The sequence below is a fragment of the Veillonella parvula genome, assembly GCF_032577575.1.
GTDB lineage: Bacteria > Bacillota > Negativicutes > Veillonellales > Veillonellaceae > Veillonella.
Genome location: NZ_JAWFVO010000003.1, coordinates 49,485 through 67,212 on the forward strand (window position 1 = coordinate 49,485; position 17,728 = coordinate 67,212).

The 17,728-nt window shown below is 33.2% G+C and carries 13 protein-coding genes and 2 pseudogenes; all 15 read right to left on the reverse strand.

Going from position 1 to position 17,728, the window contains the following annotated elements:
* Window positions 1–152 precede the first annotated feature (152 nt).
* Entirely contained in the window at window positions 153–479 is a 327-nt protein-coding gene (locus E7K77_RS06105; RefSeq protein WP_008714489.1) for a hypothetical protein, read from the reverse strand.
* A 66-nt stretch (window positions 480–545) separates the two neighbouring features.
* Window positions 546–1,622: pseudogene (locus tag E7K77_RS06110) on the reverse strand (acyltransferase).
* 377 nt (window positions 1,623–1,999) lie between these two features.
* Window positions 2,000–2,614, reverse strand: coding sequence for a hypothetical protein (locus E7K77_RS06115; protein WP_325306270.1), 615 nt, complete (start codon window positions 2,612–2,614; stop codon window positions 2,000–2,002).
* 27 nt (window positions 2,615–2,641) lie between these two features.
* Complete coding sequence (locus E7K77_RS06120) at window positions 2,642–4,807, reverse strand: KAP family P-loop NTPase fold protein (protein WP_322352814.1); 2,166 nt, start codon at window positions 4,805–4,807, stop codon at window positions 2,642–2,644.
* Between the two features lie 222 nt (window positions 4,808–5,029).
* Window positions 5,030–5,316 (reverse strand): annotated as a pseudogene (gene tnpA / locus E7K77_RS06125) (IS200/IS605 family transposase); the annotation flags it as partial.
* A gap of 344 nt (window positions 5,317–5,660) precedes the next feature.
* Window positions 5,661–7,142, reverse strand: coding sequence for a D-glycero-beta-D-manno-heptose 1-phosphate adenylyltransferase (rfaE2, locus tag E7K77_RS06130; protein WP_325306268.1), 1,482 nt, complete (start codon window positions 7,140–7,142; stop codon window positions 5,661–5,663).
* Window positions 7,135–7,695, reverse strand: a complete 561-nt coding sequence (gene gmhA, locus E7K77_RS06135) for a D-sedoheptulose 7-phosphate isomerase (protein WP_325306267.1) — start codon at window positions 7,693–7,695, stop codon at window positions 7,135–7,137. Before gmhA ends, rfaE2 begins: the two co-directional genes overlap by 8 nt.
* A 74-nt stretch (window positions 7,696–7,769) precedes the next feature.
* Window positions 7,770–8,834, reverse strand: coding sequence for an acyltransferase (locus tag E7K77_RS06140; protein ID WP_325306266.1), 1,065 nt, complete (start codon window positions 8,832–8,834; stop codon window positions 7,770–7,772).
* A 55-nt stretch (window positions 8,835–8,889) separates the two neighbouring features.
* Window positions 8,890–9,960: a glycosyltransferase family 9 protein gene (locus E7K77_RS06145; RefSeq protein ID WP_325306265.1), complete on the reverse strand. Its 1,071-nt coding sequence runs from the start codon at window positions 9,958–9,960 to the stop codon at window positions 8,890–8,892.
* The gene (locus E7K77_RS06150) at window positions 9,941–11,077 is read right to left on the reverse strand and encodes a glycosyltransferase (protein ID WP_325306264.1); all 1,137 of its coding nucleotides are present in this window, start codon (window positions 11,075–11,077) and stop codon (window positions 9,941–9,943) included. Before E7K77_RS06150 ends, E7K77_RS06145 begins: the two co-directional genes overlap by 20 nt.
* A gap of 3 nt (window positions 11,078–11,080) precedes the next feature.
* The gene (gene wzx, locus E7K77_RS06155) at window positions 11,081–12,481 is read right to left on the reverse strand and encodes an O-unit flippase-like protein (RefSeq protein ID WP_325306263.1); all 1,401 of its coding nucleotides are present in this window, start codon (window positions 12,479–12,481) and stop codon (window positions 11,081–11,083) included.
* A gap of 3 nt (window positions 12,482–12,484) precedes the next feature.
* A complete protein-coding gene (locus tag E7K77_RS06160) occupies window positions 12,485–13,663 on the reverse strand; it encodes an O-antigen polymerase (protein ID WP_325321179.1) in 1,179 nt (392 codons plus the stop codon).
* A gap of 102 nt (window positions 13,664–13,765) precedes the next feature.
* A complete protein-coding gene (locus E7K77_RS06165; RefSeq protein ID WP_287540735.1) occupies window positions 13,766–14,815 on the reverse strand; it encodes a glycosyltransferase family 9 protein in 1,050 nt (349 codons plus the stop codon).
* A gap of 40 nt (window positions 14,816–14,855) precedes the next feature.
* Window positions 14,856–16,295 carry an undecaprenyl-phosphate galactose phosphotransferase WbaP gene (gene wbaP / locus E7K77_RS06170; RefSeq protein WP_325306260.1) on the reverse strand — a complete coding sequence of 480 codons (1,440 nt, stop codon included), beginning with the start codon at window positions 16,293–16,295 and terminating at the stop codon, window positions 14,856–14,858.
* A gap of 246 nt (window positions 16,296–16,541) precedes the next feature.
* On the reverse strand, window positions 16,542–17,720 hold the full coding sequence (locus tag E7K77_RS06175; RefSeq protein ID WP_325306259.1) for an O-antigen ligase family protein: 1,179 nt from the start codon (window positions 17,718–17,720) through the stop codon (window positions 16,542–16,544).
* Window positions 17,721–17,728: the final 8 nt, after the last annotated feature.

Here is a 17,728-nt window from a genome sequence, read left to right on the forward strand (position 1 = left end):
TCCCTTCATTAACGAAGAGAGGCCCAACCTCGCCGGCTATCCTAAGATAATTATATGGCGAACATATAAGCGAATCAATAAGAATCTATATATAGAAATATACGAAAGTATGTTAACAAAAAAGGCAGCGATTTAATCGCTGCCTTTTATTCTTATTTACGCGCCACGCGCATGGCTGCCATCATGCCTGGAGATTTCCAGACGGATTGGCCATTATCCGATACGAGTTTATTATTATCGTAAAACACGTCTGCATTGTAATAGTTATCATCACTAGATGTCACTTTATAGCTAAGACCTGCTGTTGTGTACACCGTAAAGTTGAGTATATCCCCCACTCGCTTTACAGAGTCTTGATCTACATACCAGTTATTACCGAGATATGTCGTAGCATACACATCTTGACGAGCTTCTACATCGTTTGTGCTAATGCCAATTAATACAAGCAATACCGCTAACATATACAAGAATTTACGCATTATAATTACCTCCCGTTTTATGGTAAGAATACTTATATATTATACCAAAAAACACCGATAATCGCATTATAATGGCAGTACTTTCTCAACCCTTGACTGAATCCGGTCTAGGCTTGGCGTAATTGCTTTCATCACAGGTTTTTCTATGAAAGCTAACCGCACATAGTCTACGGTCATACCGACGACAAAAATGAGCGCCACTACAAAGATTGCATACAGAGGTAATACTATTGAATCATAGTACTGATACGTTGCCAATACATTGTCCCACATATAATGGAGGAATAACTTATTATCATGCAATAGGTATATGCCAAAGGTAGTAGATGCTACCACATTAATCCAAGGACGATAAGTGATCTTTGCTTTCAAAAAAATAATAAACAAGCCAATACCTAATAGCAATTGAAAGAAACCATAATCATTTTGCGTAAAGTAAAAAATTTGTTTCATATACGCTGGATCCATCATGGCCAGTACATCGACGAGGATGTCCCCTAGAAAGGCCCCTACAAAGCCTATGGCGCTAAATATAATACCTATTTTCTTTGTTATATGTGAGCCATACAGCTTAATGTACGCCCCCATCGAATAGAACACGATAAAGGAAAAGATATGCTTAAAGCCAAAGGTGGTATGCGGTACATTAGGCCACAAATTCAGCGCCGTCGGTATTAAGAACCAAATTACCGTGGAAATCACTAGAAGCATAACGTAGTATTTATGCTATAGCCAACGAAGTACTCGATTAATAATAGGCGCTAGTAAATAGAGTACCAAAAAGTTCTGACCAAACCAACTCATGGCGCCAATAGGCAATAAAGCGAGCATCATATTCCTTGACGTCACCGTATCGAGTCCTAAACCCATAGCCACGCCCAACATGGCAATGCTGTAAAACCATATTTGCCCTACTAACTTGGCAAACTTGTGCAGCTTAAAACTACTAGAAACCATAAAATAGCCCGTTATCATAACAAAGGCAACTACACCAGCCTTGCCTCCAAGTCCAAATACTTGGAGAAACACCTTATTAAACGTTAAATCTGGCGTAATGGGGAAACAACCGTGCACGCTAAAATGGTGCATAATAATTAGTATCATCGAAATGATACGCAACAATTCAATATTGCTCGCTCTCATTCTCTATACCTCATATTCTTCCTCTCAAACTATATGAATACTACGCCAACTGGTAACTACCATGATGACTTGTATACATCATAAAATACATGAAATATATGAGAATGTTGTGACAAATTTTACACATAAAAAAGACAGCTGATATAATCAACTGTCCTTTTATTAAGCTATAGTTATTACGATAATAATTAATATACAAAAAATTAGCATTTTGTACATCAATCTACTATTTAGAAAAGTGATGTTCAAAAATCCTTCTTTTTGAACATTAATTACTAAGATTTGTTAGTTATTAATTCAATAAACATCCTCTTTGAACAAGTAAATGCCTATTTAGATAATACTCATACTACATACATATTAGAAAAGTAATCTAATCAACTAATAGTTTTTGGCAATCGTATTTTCATTTTCCTACCACTTATAAGCTCCTCTATTATTAATTTCTTGATAACAGCACATTTCTTTATCGCATCAAAAATTGTAGCAAACATAATACCTGTACATATACAACTCAATATGAGAAAGAATAAGTCCATAAGAATAGAGTGTTCAAAATGGCTCCAATAAGCTAATCCTATTATTCCAACAAATAAAATACCATAAAATCCAATAGATTTGAACTTAGAAATACTCAAAAGCATAGTTGAAACAAAGCCTACCATACTACAACCTAACAGTGCTATTATAGTAATTATTATAAATTGACTATAAGCAAAAATAATACTTTCACTAGCACCTTCCTTCAAGGCTTCTATTGCCAAATTTGATCCTATACTTACTATAAGGGCTAAAATAGCACCTAAAGAAATAGTTCCCCATATAAACATGTATCGACTCTCAATATCGCTTACTAATAATTCATGTATAATTTGTAACTCTGAGTTAGATTTATTCATTAATTGTTGTTTTATATAAGAACGATACTGTGTATATAAATCGGTTGTCATGGAGTACCAAATAAATGTTAGTAATTGAATTATTTTACTCATAAGCCTACCATTTTTACAATATATTATTTAACTTTTATTATCTTTCCAATCATTTACAAGCTTCATAGCTTCTTTCTCATCAACACGATAGCTTTCAGATTTACCATACGACAAAACAAAAGAAGCCAATTTAATCTGATCCTCTAATCTAAACATATCCAAATCTTTTTTACTAATCTCTTTAATTTTTTCATAAGCTATATCTGCAGAAATATAATTTGAAACTTTATCTAATGAATAATACCATCCAACATCATTCTCACTTGTCCACTTATTTGCAATAGCACATATAAACTTAAGTATATTATTGTCCTCTTTCAATATATTGTCTAAATAAGTTCTTGCTCTATCTTTATCTAGACACTCCCATAAATAGAAAGCCATATGGAAGTCGCTTATATCAATAATTACTTCAGATTGAGTAATCTCATTGATTTTTGAAACATAAATTAGTTCTATATCAATTAAATGCTGTAAAGTAATAAGTTGTTTCTCTATATGTTCCTCTTTTCCTGCGAGCCTTCCATGAGATAATTCTATTCTATTGATAAAAGAAGCTAATGTTCCTAGTTGCTCTTTATTTATATTTTCTAATACACTTTTAATCAAATTATATCGTTCATTTTCATCATTGATCTTACTTATAATATCATAAACAAGGAATTCTGCTTTAGTATATGCTGATAACATATAAAATTGACTATTTTGAGAGAATTTATGTAATACATTCAAAATGACAGATGATAATAAACCTAAACGCTTTTCAGGAATGGTATCAACCAATGATCTTAATTCATCTATAAAATATTCAATATTCCCATTATTATTAATTTCAGTAATTGTATCGATTAAATCATCTAAAGGTAATATATTTATATAAGAATTAATAATATATCTTGAAACAGGAATTCCACCCAAGTCAAACATAAAATATGAATCAAACCGTTCTTCTTGTGCTACTCTCATTGTCTCTCTTATATTCGATTCTGTATATCTATAATCACGTTCATCTATATCATTTGCAAATACAGGAAACAAAGTGGAGAGAAATTTTATTCCTATATCCGTATTTATACCTAATTTTTTAAGCTCCTCATGTATAGATGTACGATAATTACTTTTATCACGAAACAAAGCTGAAAAACTATGAGAATATGTACTACAAAGCAAATCTTTATTTCTACCAATCCACTGATATAATTGAGGTTCTAAAACCTCAATAGTAGTAAGAGCCACCATATCTTCGAAAGCAGTTTCTTCATATAATATTTTATATCTAAATTGAAATGTATTTATAACTCGATTTACATCTCTTAATGTTTCAATATAAGGTTCTATACAATTTGTAAACACTTCACTCCAATAAGATTGATCAATTTTTGGGTTATCAGAAATAGTTTTAACTGTATTTTCAAGATTTGTTAAAAATATCTCACGTAATCTTGGCTTCAAAAGTGCAGGTATTTCAAATGGGATCTGTACAATTTTTTCTAAATATTCTGCACCATCAATATCATGTACACTTTCTAAAGCTCTACATACAACATCTCTATCCATAGATAAGACATATATTATATTTGGAAAATTACCAACCTGCTTAACTAATTGAAAAATATCTCTAATCTGTGTATTGGTTAAGCGATCAATATCATCTATAATCACAACAATTTTTTGATTAGTATCACCTAAAACTGTCTCTAAATTTTCTTTAGTCGTATCTATATCTACATCTTTTGATAATTCAGCACCTTGAGCTTTAGCTATCGTCTTTAATATATTTGCTAGGCCAGATCCAACTATAGGAACCAAAGCTAAAGCATCTAGAGCATCTGAATAATCAGTTAATGCTTTTCCTATCTTTTTTCTTGTTTCTTCATATTTGTCCATATTAAGTTTATTTTTTAATACTCTAAAAAATAGACTTATTAGATTGTCTTTATCTGAATAATTCCAAGGAGAAAAATTTACAATAATAGGGCTGTCATCATCATTGTCAGATAAACAATTTATTTCATTGACAACCATATTCAGAATAGATGTCTTACCAGTTCCCCATTTACCAAATACACCTAACACTAATCCATCTTTTCCATCATATTTATATATCGCTTCCCCTAATTGTTTGGAGAATGTTACTCTCCCCAGTAAATCCTGTTCCGAAGATTCAATTGCTTTATCCGAATTGTAATTCATATTTTCCCCCTACTAAAAATTACAAATTCCACATCATACAATTATAATGACTTACACAATATCGTCATATAATCCCAATTTATAATTGATTACCTATTATTCATATTATAGCACTTATAATCGAAGTCACCCGTAAAGTGAATCTTTTGCTCATGTATATTTTTCTAAATAGAATCTCATTTAGATTTATCATCTATATATGATATCCTTTGGTCCCAGATACCTATTTCCATATTTATATTCTAAATTTATATATTTATCAAATATCATAAGTGCACTTTTTAATATCCTAAAAAAGATAAAACTCCTATTTCAGGTAGGATTAATACTAACATATGAATATAACCTGCCAGCAACTCCCCCTCCATAATTTTGACACCCTTATATTCACACAAACGCTTTAATATTTCATGTAAACTATTTCTGTATTGATTATATATAACTTTACATCTATATTTAGGTGTAAATATTATGTGGTATTTGCATAACCATTTTTTGTATGCAAGAATCTATGTCTTTGTTGCCATATAATATCACCTTTCTTTTGTATATAATGTAACTTGAACACCTACATTATACTTAAGCAAGATGATTTTTTTTGTATAACTATCGCTACTGTACCCGCATAGCGGATGGTTTATAATTCGCGACTATGTCACGAACCAATCTAAAGACATTAAAATAAAAAGACCATATAGAACTAATATTATAGTTCTATATGGTGATTTATAAAAATAAATAGCTTAATTGTAGAACAACCTTAGACGTCTTTCTTGAATAATTTGATAGAATTGTAAATTTGGAATAGTTCAATTTCATATTACATTTTAAGAAATCTATCTTATTATGATTATCATAATTTATTGTCTTTTACTAAATTAGCAATTTTATTTACCACATTTGTGGTTGAGTATCCGTCTTTAAAAGATAGAATTTGTACTGAATCTACAAACTCACGGCCGATTACTTCCTCTACTTTATAGTCTCCACCCTTAACAAGTATGTTAGGTCGAATAGTTTCTAATAATTGGGATGGAGTATCTTCATCAAAAAGTACAACACCATCTACACAACCCAAAGCACTCAATAAATAAGCCCTATCTTCTCCCTCTACTAAAGGACGAGTTTCCCCTTTAAGACGCCTTACGGAAGCATCAGAGTTTAGGCCTATAATAAGTCGATCACCTAGTTGAGCCGCTTCTTGCAAGTACGTAATATGCCCTCTATGAAGAATATCAAAGCATCCATTAGTAAAAACAACTGTATCTCCTTGATCTTGCCATTGTCGAACTAAAGTCTTCATTTCTTCCCAAGAATATAGTGACTTTTCTATAGATTTTCCTTCTTGAAGAGACATCCACAAATCAATTAATTCCTGTCGATGGATAGGGTATGTACCCACTTTAGATACTACGATACCAGCTGCCCCATTAGCTACATGAAGAGCGGTCCGCATAGAAAGATTAGCTGCGATAGAGCAAATCATCGTAGCCACAACTGTATCACCAGCACCAGATACATCAAAAACATCTTGTTGAGTAGCTGGATTATGCCAAATTCGGCCATCTCTAGCAATAACAGAGATACCCTTTTCAGATCTAGTAGCAATAATATATTGAATATGATTAGTATCTAGAGCCTCTTTAGCTGCAGTCACTATACTATCATCATCATTTCTAATAGAATAACCAACTCGTTCAGATAACTCCTTCACATTAGGAGTAATAAAGGTAGCCCCATCATACTTATTCCACTGAGCTCCCTTAGGATCAACAATAGTCGATATCATATATTGATTAGCCAAGTTGAAAATTTGTCTTAAAAGAGTGTCTGTACAAACCCCTTTTCCATAATCAGAGATAACAATTCCATCTAATCCTTTTTGGCAGAGAATAGTCAACCAACGAATGAGTTCCTCCTCTTCCTGTTGGTCTACATCTCGAATTGTCTCAAAGTCTAGCCGCATCATTTGTTGACGAGCACCTAAAATTCGCATCTTAGTTATAGTAGATCTTTCATTAGAGATTACTACACCACTTTTATCAATACCATTAGAATCTAATAAGTCTTGTAAAAGATTTCCATGAGTATCTTGTCCCGCTACTCCACCGACATATACATGGACATCCAAATTGGCAAGATTCGCAGCAACATTTGCGGCCCCACCAAGGACTTCTTTCATCTGTTTTACTCGATTCACAGGGACTGGAGCTTCTGGAGATATACGACTTACGTCACCAAAAACATAACGATCTACCATTAGATCGCCAATGACAGCTATACGAAGATTAGGCAGACTATCATGTAAGAACTTATTAATAGTTTTCTTAATCATAATCTTCCTCAACAATTTCACAGATAATATGACCTACCATTATATGCATTTCTTGAATTCGGGCCGTAGTCTTAGACGGAACAGCTATCACGGCATCACAAAGAGCACCAAGTTTACCGCCACCTTCACCAGTAAATGCAACTGTTTTTAGACCTTTCTGTCTTGCTATTTCTGTGGCCTTAACCACGTTCTTAGAATTTCCTGATGTAGAAATGCCTATTAATACATCTCCAGCCTGTCCCAAACCAGCTACTTGACGAGAAAAGACATCATCATAAGAATAGTCATTTGCTACCGCTGTCAAAATAGAAGTATCTGTTGTGAGAGCAATAGCAGGTAAAGACTCTCGTTCTTTTACAAAACGTCCTACCAATTCAGCTGCCAAATGTTGAGCATCAGCAGCTGATCCCCCATTACCACAGAAAAGAATTTTATGTCCTTTATCAAGAGCATTCTTACATATATCCGCAACTACTCGAATCTCTTCAATATAATTTCGCATCTTCATATGAGTATCTAAATGATCATCAAATCTTTGTGTAATAATATCCATAAGTAATGCCTCCTATTTATATAATGAACTAATATTAATGCTAAAAAGCACATTAATTCCCTAAGCAATAAATCCTATATAATCTCTTTACTTTTAAGCCACGCGTTTAACCGTCCCGCCAGCGATTTTACTAATGGATCCATTGGCCGTTCTACAAGGTAAATACGTATCTTATCAATAAGCACACAGGTTATAAAAACAAGTAATACTATCGCTATTAACCATAAAGGGAAAAACCATTGAGTATAAACATAAGAGTCATCTAGTAGGCTAAGGAATATCCAATTTTGCAAACGCCCTATATGGAGAAGATATACACTAAATACAGATGTAGAGAAAAATGTAATTATCTTTCCACAAAATGGTCGTATATCCTTAAAACCTAAAAAGAAAAATAACGCTATCAATAATTCAGTAAATTTATAGGTTGGCCATACTAGTGCAAATATATCTATGCTTTTACCAAAAGACTGATTTACATAAGCTATGCCCCAAATTGATCCCGTTACTAGTATCATCAATATAAAACCATACAATAGATACTTAAGATGACCCTGTATAGAGTAAATTTTAATATATGAACCAATCGTATATAAGAATATAAATAACAATATATGGTTATAAGTATCCATCCAAGAATTTCGTGTTATAGTTGGTATAATACTAAATACAAGTAAACCTAGACCTATAAAAGCTCGATGCTTGTTACGTGACATCCCCTTCAATAATGGATTTAAGAAAGGCACCAATAGCATAAGAATTAAATAGGATGAAATAAACCAATATTCATTATAGGTAATTGGCAATAACATCATTATAATACTTTTTATACTTACATCGATAACTCCTATTTTAAAGGCTATAAGACCACATATAATAGAGTAAAAAAGTGTTTGTAGCCATAATTTAATAACACGACGACTATCAAACTCTTTCATACATAACAGATAGCCACCAATTATTACAAAGGCGCAATTGCCTATAGCACCACCTAGCCTTGCAAAAGCAAGAGTTAGCCAATTTCCTGTAATAGGCATAGAACTATTAATAGATATGACACCATGATCTGACATATGAAATGCTATGATTAATAACATACAGACTATACGAAATAGTTCAATCCCCAAATTCCTATTCATATATTTCCCCATATAACTAATATAATCTAATAATTATATAATTAAACTACACAGATTATAATCTCTTATTATTCTCATAATCTAATACCTGATACACAGTATCCATCACTTGTTGTGGAGTAATTTCTGTTAAACAACGACGATGTTTGCAATGAATATAGTTTTCCGTTCCATAACAGTACTTGCAATCCACATTATGTTCTACAAAGTAACTGCACGTTGAAAATGCACCATGATTTTTAGGATTTGTAGGACCAAATATTGATATAGTCGGTACAGATAAGGCCCCCGCTATATGTTGCATTCCCGTATCAATACCTATAGAACAGGTACATCGTTTAATAGCTGCTATGCTTTGTTTAATACGACATTTTCCTACTAAATTTATAACTTGTGGTAACTTTAAAAACTCGGTTAGCTCTTCTAATAAGGGTATCTCTTGAGGTCCTCCAATTAGTACAATTTGATTTCCATCTTTCACCAATAGTTCTAGAAGATTATGCATTCGAGTAATCCCCCAAGCCCTAGGAAAAACACGACCCGTTCGTAACCAACGATTGGTAAGGGATGGATCTGCATTACCAATACATAAACCAATAATAGGTCTTGATTGGTCTAAACCATCAAAATAATGACATATAGATTTATCACTATCAGTATCTACATATAACTGTGGTCTTAATTCATCACTAACCTTTAAACCTAAAGTCCTAACATTAGCTTCTACAAAATGTATATCATAGTCAAATTTATTAGTGCCCGAAGCTTGAAAACCTATATGTTGTTTTACCCCACATAATTTCATAAAAAGCTGTGATTTTTTGACAGGAGTAATAGCTGCACTAATACCAAGATCAAATTTCTGTTTACGTAAATAATCTATAGTTTTTAAAGTATTAATTATAGATTTATAAATATCAATAACTATGATTTCGTCTACCAAAATATGCGATGATTCAATAATATCACGACCAGCATTCATCTTACACAATACTGTAAGCTTGGCATTAGGAAATAAATAACGTACCCCTTTCAATAAAGCTAATGAACATACTGTATCGCCTAATCCATGCATGACTTCCACTAAGATATGTAATTGATTAGAACTAGTTTTTACTATATGCACAATAGAGCTCCTCTAATCGCTTTGCCTCTAATCGAATGTTATAGCCTTTAGTATTGATACTATCATTAATATTAGAACGATCATATACTTCAGTCTGCTGACTGTTAATCTTATTATATATTTGTTCAGTCTCAGTCGCCCAAGAAGTCATATCATCATCGGTAATACCTATACGTTTTGCTAAAGAATCATCTATAACCGCCTCATCAGTTACAAACTTACTCATTAGCAATGGTAAATTTGTTGCCTGTGATTCAACAGCAACTACTGCCAATCCTTCATACCAGGATGGTAAATAAAATATATCAAACAAGCTATATAATCTATATACATCATTTCGCAGTCCTAAATAGGTAACAGAATCTGCTATACCTAATGTTTTAATTTGATTTAAAATCGTTTCACGTAATGGACCATCGCCTACGAGAACAAGATGTGCTGTAGGTATTCGTTTTAATACATAACTAAAAAGTCGTACTAAATACTCATGATTTTTTTGATACATAAAACGTCCCACATGACCAATGATAAACTTACCCTTTAAGTTTAATTCTTCACGTAAAGTTTCTCGGTACCCTTCATTGTATTGGAAACGCTCAATATCTACAGCATTATTGATAATATGTACTCCTGATTCAGTACCATATAACCAACGCGCTACAAGGCGACCACAAGCAAAATGATAATTAGCCACAAATGTAGAGAACGGGCGTAATACAAGTTTCATAATATTACGTTTTGTTTCACTTTTAACAGTTGTACTATGACCATGTAAAATACGAACCTTAGCACCTGCTAGCCATGCAGGTCCTAGTGAAAACACGCCCAATGTCGTCATATGGCAATGAACAATGTTATACTTATGTTCTTTTACTATATGATAAACACCTTGCATAAAACCAAATATATTTTTAGAGTACGATGGTACTTTATAAACTTTACCACCCATAGACTCAACTGTATCTGTAATATCCACGATATTATCATCATGTACAACAAAGTCAAATTGTACCTTTGAACGATCTATATGTTTATAATAATTTATCACAACGGATTCTACTCCGCCACCAGCTACGATACCAATGACTTGCAAAACCCTTATTGGTTCTGTGTTCATAATTTACCTCTTAACTTTACTAAGAGCACTTTCAATACCTTTCACAATAGATTCTATCCAACTCATCTCCATTTCCTTATGCATCTTGTAGGGCCAGTACCAACTGTTATACATCAATTGAGATAAAATTATCCCACCAAGTAACCCCAAAATACCAAGATCGAAAAGTTCCATAAATACAAGAGATAGTACAAGACCTATTGCAGAAGATAGAATGAAGCTTTTTACATAGATAATACGATTAGTACAAGAGAAATAAGATGTATAACAGTTCCGATAGTAAATAACAAATTGCATAATACTTGCACCCCAAAGAACTGTATCAGAAATAGCAAAATTAGGCTTAATCATATTTAATAATGGTAGCCCAACAAGCCATAAGCCAAATATACCAACCCAGTAAATCACGATAAATAACGTCACCGAAAAAGAAAATAATTCTCTTAAACGAGACTGATCCTTAGTGATATATGCATTTTGAAAGGCCGGTTGGTATGTATTATATAGTGTACTAGCAACAACAGCTACTGCAGTAGTCAGTTGAATAGCAATGGAATACATACCAGTTTGTGCCAAACTTAAATAGAATGATGAAATAATAATAGTTGCTTGAGTTGATATATAATTAGATATAGATACAATCCCGTCTCGCCACGCATTATACCAAATAGTTCGGAATATATCTGCTGTAGATGTAGTAACAAGATTTGTAGCAGATCTCAATTTCTCGCCAATATTCTCATATTTATAAAAATATCTGTGCCCAAAGAGTTTAAATCCAAGACCATATATAAGGTAACCTATACTCGCCCCAACAATACCAAAGCCCAATAAAAGTAAAATAATCGTAAATACCATTTGCAATAAACGAGCATAAACAATACTTTTATTAGCCAATGTAATAGCACCTACACCTCGAAGAAATGAGATATAGTAGCTGTAATAAAGATTTAAAAAAATTCCAAACCCATACGCTGCCCATGCGATATAGGCTTCCCAACGAGAACTCGGACTAACTAAGCTACCTATATAATACATTCCTAAAGTGTACATTAAGACTAAAGCACTACCACCTAAGATAGCATAAATCGATTGACAAGCTTTAAGAACAGCTTTTAATAAGGAAAAGTTAACTTCTTTTGATTCAGAAAAAGCAACATGCTTTGCTTTAAGTTCTTGAGCACCACTCCAACAATACGTTATATTACGAGCAAAGGTAATGGAAAAACCGAAATCAAATAATAAGGCAATAGATCCTATACTAATAAATACATACCATAGTCCCACCATATCAGGTGTAAAGAAATAGATATAAAGTGGCAATAATAAGAGATTTACTGCCATCGTGAGAGCCATACTTCCATAAGACCATAAAACATCTCTTTTTTTGATGGAAATATTCATAATCTACCTCTTTGGTTGCTTTATCTTTACTTGATAACCTACGTAAATAAATAGACCTATTAAACCAACAATAACAAATTGAGAAAATGCTAATAATGCACGGATACGATCATCATAGCCTGCCCATACAAGCGATACTAGTTCAGTAAGAAAAATAGCTGTCCAAACATGAGTCCAAATATTACCATTAGAGCGACGTTGTAGGTATTCATAGGCTAATGAAAATAATGCAGTCACTATAATACTCATAATAATAACACCCAAAATACCAAAATCTTCATACCAACGCCCAAATAAAGATAATGTGTTGCCAAATTTATCAAATTCATGATAAGCCATTCGTGCTGATTCTGGTAACAAGCCAAAATTAATCAATTTATCATATACATCTGCAAAACTAGATTGTCCGAAATAAGTAGTACGTGCTGGCTCCCATATATGAATATTCAACGCATAAATACCACCAGCTAATAATTCAGTGACCCGTTGTAATGTTACATTATTACCATCATGGCGACCTACTAATATACCATAAAGAATATATATAAACGGGCTAATTATAGTAATAGGAATGAGTTTAAATAAAAATCTTTTAATTTGATCAAAATATTGCTCTTTTACTAGGAAAAATAAATACGTCAAAATCATGAAGATAAATATTTCGATGGCTGGTTGGCGTGCGCCCATAGCAATAGAACTACCAATACAGAAAAAAATAACTATTGTAAGAAGACCCGTTCCTTTAAAAATAGGCTTATTTAAAATAACGCCATTATATATAGCTATATAAGCCGATACATATGTTATGGCCCATGCAATCTTATAAAATTGAGAGTTAATAAATACAAATCGTGTATCATTAGGATGTAATTGAGGATATAAAATAATATCTCTATATTGAGTCATACGACTAGCATCACTATCACCAGTCGTATTAATGAATACACAGAATAAAGAAAACAAAATAAAAAATATCATATACATAGATATGTATTTATATCGTACAGGAAGTTTTACTATTCCCACTAAAGGGTAGCGATTACTATCAAAATTATACTCAATAGATGTTGGGTCTCCCCAATTAAGTTTAGCCCATCTCTGCACACCATAACCAGTGCCTAAAATAGCTCCTCCACCAAGAGCTATTACTATAAAGGTATAGAAGTAAAGGTCTGTTCCCATTTCATATCTATAAACTTCTTATAGCCTAATATTACAAATATTACATACGATACTAGTAATAATAAATAACAATCCATTAATTCTTCCTATCTCTCTATTTTTCTATCTCTCAAAAATATGTAATATAGAATCTAATACAGCCGCTACTGAGATTCCTTGCATACATTTATTATTAGTACATGTATAGGATTGATCATAGCCTAAACACGGTGAACATTCTACAGCATGATGAATAATCTCACTATACGGACCGAATGGCTTAACAATAATGGGATCTGTACATCCAAAAAGTGTTAACGTAGCAGTTCCCTGTATAGCGGCTGCATGAATAAGGCCTGTATCTACACCAACAACAAGATCTGCTTCTCGTACCACTTGAAAACTCTCTTTAATAGAATGTTTTCCTATAAAACTAACAATACGTGAATCTAATTCATCGTGATAAGGTTCAATCATACCTTGTTCCATTGAACCACCAATAAGGATAACCTCATAACCTCGTTGAACAAGTTTATTTCCGAGTTCAACCCAATTCTTAGTCGGCCATGACTTAAGACTTAATGCATAAGGATCATATAATTTTTCATTCGCTACATGACCTGAGCCTATACAAAATACGATAGATGGATGGTTGATTATGATTGGTTTTAACGCAGGATTCTTATCAAGAGAATAAGATTCACGGTGCATAACTATTCGTTCAAAGCCTAATTGTTCAAGAATATCATTTTCCAGATCATATATATAGTAACTATCTGGACGAATAATTTCTTTATCATAAGTAGCCCCATTATATGGATTATGAGCACCTATCGTGGTTTTACAACAAAAATTAATAATTTTACTTGGCCATGACGACATGTATTTAGAGTTCAAATGCTCGAGCACAATACCATAATCATAACTATGATAACCAGCTTTTAATAAAAACATTAAAGAATGAAATGGTTCATTCTTGGTATAGTAGTAACAATGACGAATATCCCCTTGTAATTCCACCATCATTTTATTCAAATTAATGCGTCTCTTTTCGCTGCATGTGAATATATCAATAACAGCTGTTGGATCTTGCGATTTAATGCTCTGAATGAGCGGCATGGCAATAACAAAATCACCGATGCCATGCGCAATATAAATAAGATATGTATTCATATGACTTCCTATGAGGTACATGGTTATGGTTAAAGCTTAATTAATAAGCGCCTTTAGACTTCACCACAGCCAATACTGTTTTTAATAAGTACACTATATCAATCCATACAGACCAATTATGCACATACCAAGAATCCATGAGAACTCGTTCTTCATAGGTGGTATCACTGCGACCACTTACCTGCCAAACACCAGTAATCCCTGGTGGTACAAGGTAAAAGTCATTAATATAATCGCCGTATTTTACAATTTCAGCTCGAACAATAGGTCGTGGCCCTACGAGGCTCATGTCCCCAACAAGAACATTCCACAACTGTGGTAATTCATCAAGACTTGTTTTTCGAAGGAATTTTCCGATTCTTGTAACGCGAGGATCATCCTTTAATTTAAAATCTCGTTCCCATTCTTCACGAGCAGCAGGATTATCTTTTAGATATTGCTCCAAAGCCTCTTGCGCATTTGGTACCATAGATCGGAATTTATAACAAGAAAATGATTTCCCACCTTGACCAACACGTTTATGACCAAATACGATAGGTCCTGGAGAGTCCAAGTAAATCAATATAGCAATGATACCGAGAATTGGTAAAATCAAAATACCACCACATACAGTAGCTACAATATCAAAAATACGTTTAAAAATACGGTTAGACTTGCGCGCTAGGTTATTTTGTACACGCAATATGACGGCTTGTTCTTCCATCATGCCACGAGCACTGATATTACTAGTGGGTAAACCAAATAATTCAGGTACAAATGCTACTCGTTTTACCAATAATTGTAATTGATTAATCAAGGATACTAATCTTTTAGACTCAAGTCCAGGAGCACAAATAAGTACAGTTTGAACTCCTGTATCTTTAATAACGCTTTCTACATCTTTAAAGGCCCCAAGGCATGGGTATTCTTTAGCGATGGATGATGATTTAGGATTATCATCTACATAACCAATAATCTTATAGGTAGTAATCGGCATGCGATCTAAAGACCTCTTTACAAGTTCTGCAGTCTTCCCCGCTCCAACAAGAAGGATTGGAATTGTTAGATATCCTGTTTTTGAAAGTATTTTTCCTACGATAAAACGCTCGCTAAAGATAAATACGAGCATACATATATAAGCAAAAGCAACAAATAAACGAGACACATCATTAATTACATGGCCCGTATACATGAGGACAATCGATACGACAACCCCTATTGTAATGCTACGAAACAAATTTTTCATCGTATCCCAATAAGGTGTTACCACAGAATAGGCATTATTAAGCAGCAAGATAGTTAAAAATACGATAGGCACAACACCATATACGTAAATTTCTTCTACCTTAAAATTTGAACTTACCGGTAGAATTGATAAGTTTAAACGCAAATAATAGGCTGCTAATGTCCCCAAAACAATAGCTATATAATCTGCTATAAGCACTATGAGCTTACTAATAAATAACCTTTTATTATTGTTATTACAGATGGAACTATTCATACTAATACCCCAAATTATAAAAAAAGATTGTTTTCTCAATATATTTTCAAGAAAACAACCTCTCTATCATACGAATACAATGTACCAATATTTACATATATTGTATCATATTTAAATATGTAAAACTATAAAAACATAGACTTCACCTATCTTTTATGTAGTAATTTGATTTTTAAGTGTATTAAATTATCCGTAAACATCTACACTAGAATAATATTTATTTACTTTCCAATAATTAAGTTATCCCTAATTATCCCGCAATTGAAGCATCGTAGCTAACATAAAATACATGATGCGCATTCCTGATGAATTATCTAAAGTATACTCCACTTGGCCAAATACAAATACATAACAGATAACAGCAATCATAGCACAAAGACTATAAGGATCTCGCTTCTTAACCCAAGCCACAAAATTATCAACGATAATAGATCCATAAAAGATGAGAACCCCTAGTAGACCTAACAGACCTACCTCACCAAGAAGTTGAATAAAGTTATTATGAGCATGATATAAATGTTGATTTTCCGTTGGTAATCGATAGGATGCTTCATATATAGTACGCCATTGTCCTATACCTACTCCTGTCACAGGATGGTCTTTAAACATATTAATAGACGATGTCCATACATCAAAGCGACCTAAGTTGGAACCATCTGTAGTCGTATTAGTAATAGATTCAAATCTGGCTACATATTGAGGCTGTGTACTAAATCCCCATACGATGCCACCTAATGCGGCGAGAACTGCTATTACATAGACAAAACGCTTTATCAAATACGGTAAGGATACGATAGGTACCATAATCATATTAAAGAGCCAAGATCCTCTACTTTGATTACCATACATACCAAAACCAACACAACCCAGTGCCCATAAAGCGGATGCTTTCACATAGCTAGGAAAGGCCGAATCTAATAAAATGACGCAGAAAATAGGTACTAGCATAACCATGAGACCCGATATGGTCAACACACTACTGCCAAATCCCCAGCCTCTATCGGTCATTCCTGAAACGTGTTGATAAAAGGCTACTAAATTATCGATACCAAAATCCACAAAAAATACGGCAAGCATTGTAAATAATGTTTTCTTATCACGAATACACAGGGCGATAACGAAAAATACAGGAATCCGCCACAGCCAAACATTGATAAATTCAGGTAATCCTACAGCTATATTGTTCGTTAATACTGCGGAAGGCAATAACAATAACAACATTAGAGCAAACGTTTTACTATATTTTTTAACATAGGACGGAACATATAGGTCATGCCTATGTTTCCAAATATAGAAAATACTTAACAAAATGGCAATAACATAAAATACTTGACCAGCTGCCATGGATAGCCTTGTAGAGCACGCCATCAACGTAATCATAATGGCAATCCACGACTCTAATCTTACACTTGATAATACCCCCATGTTCATTC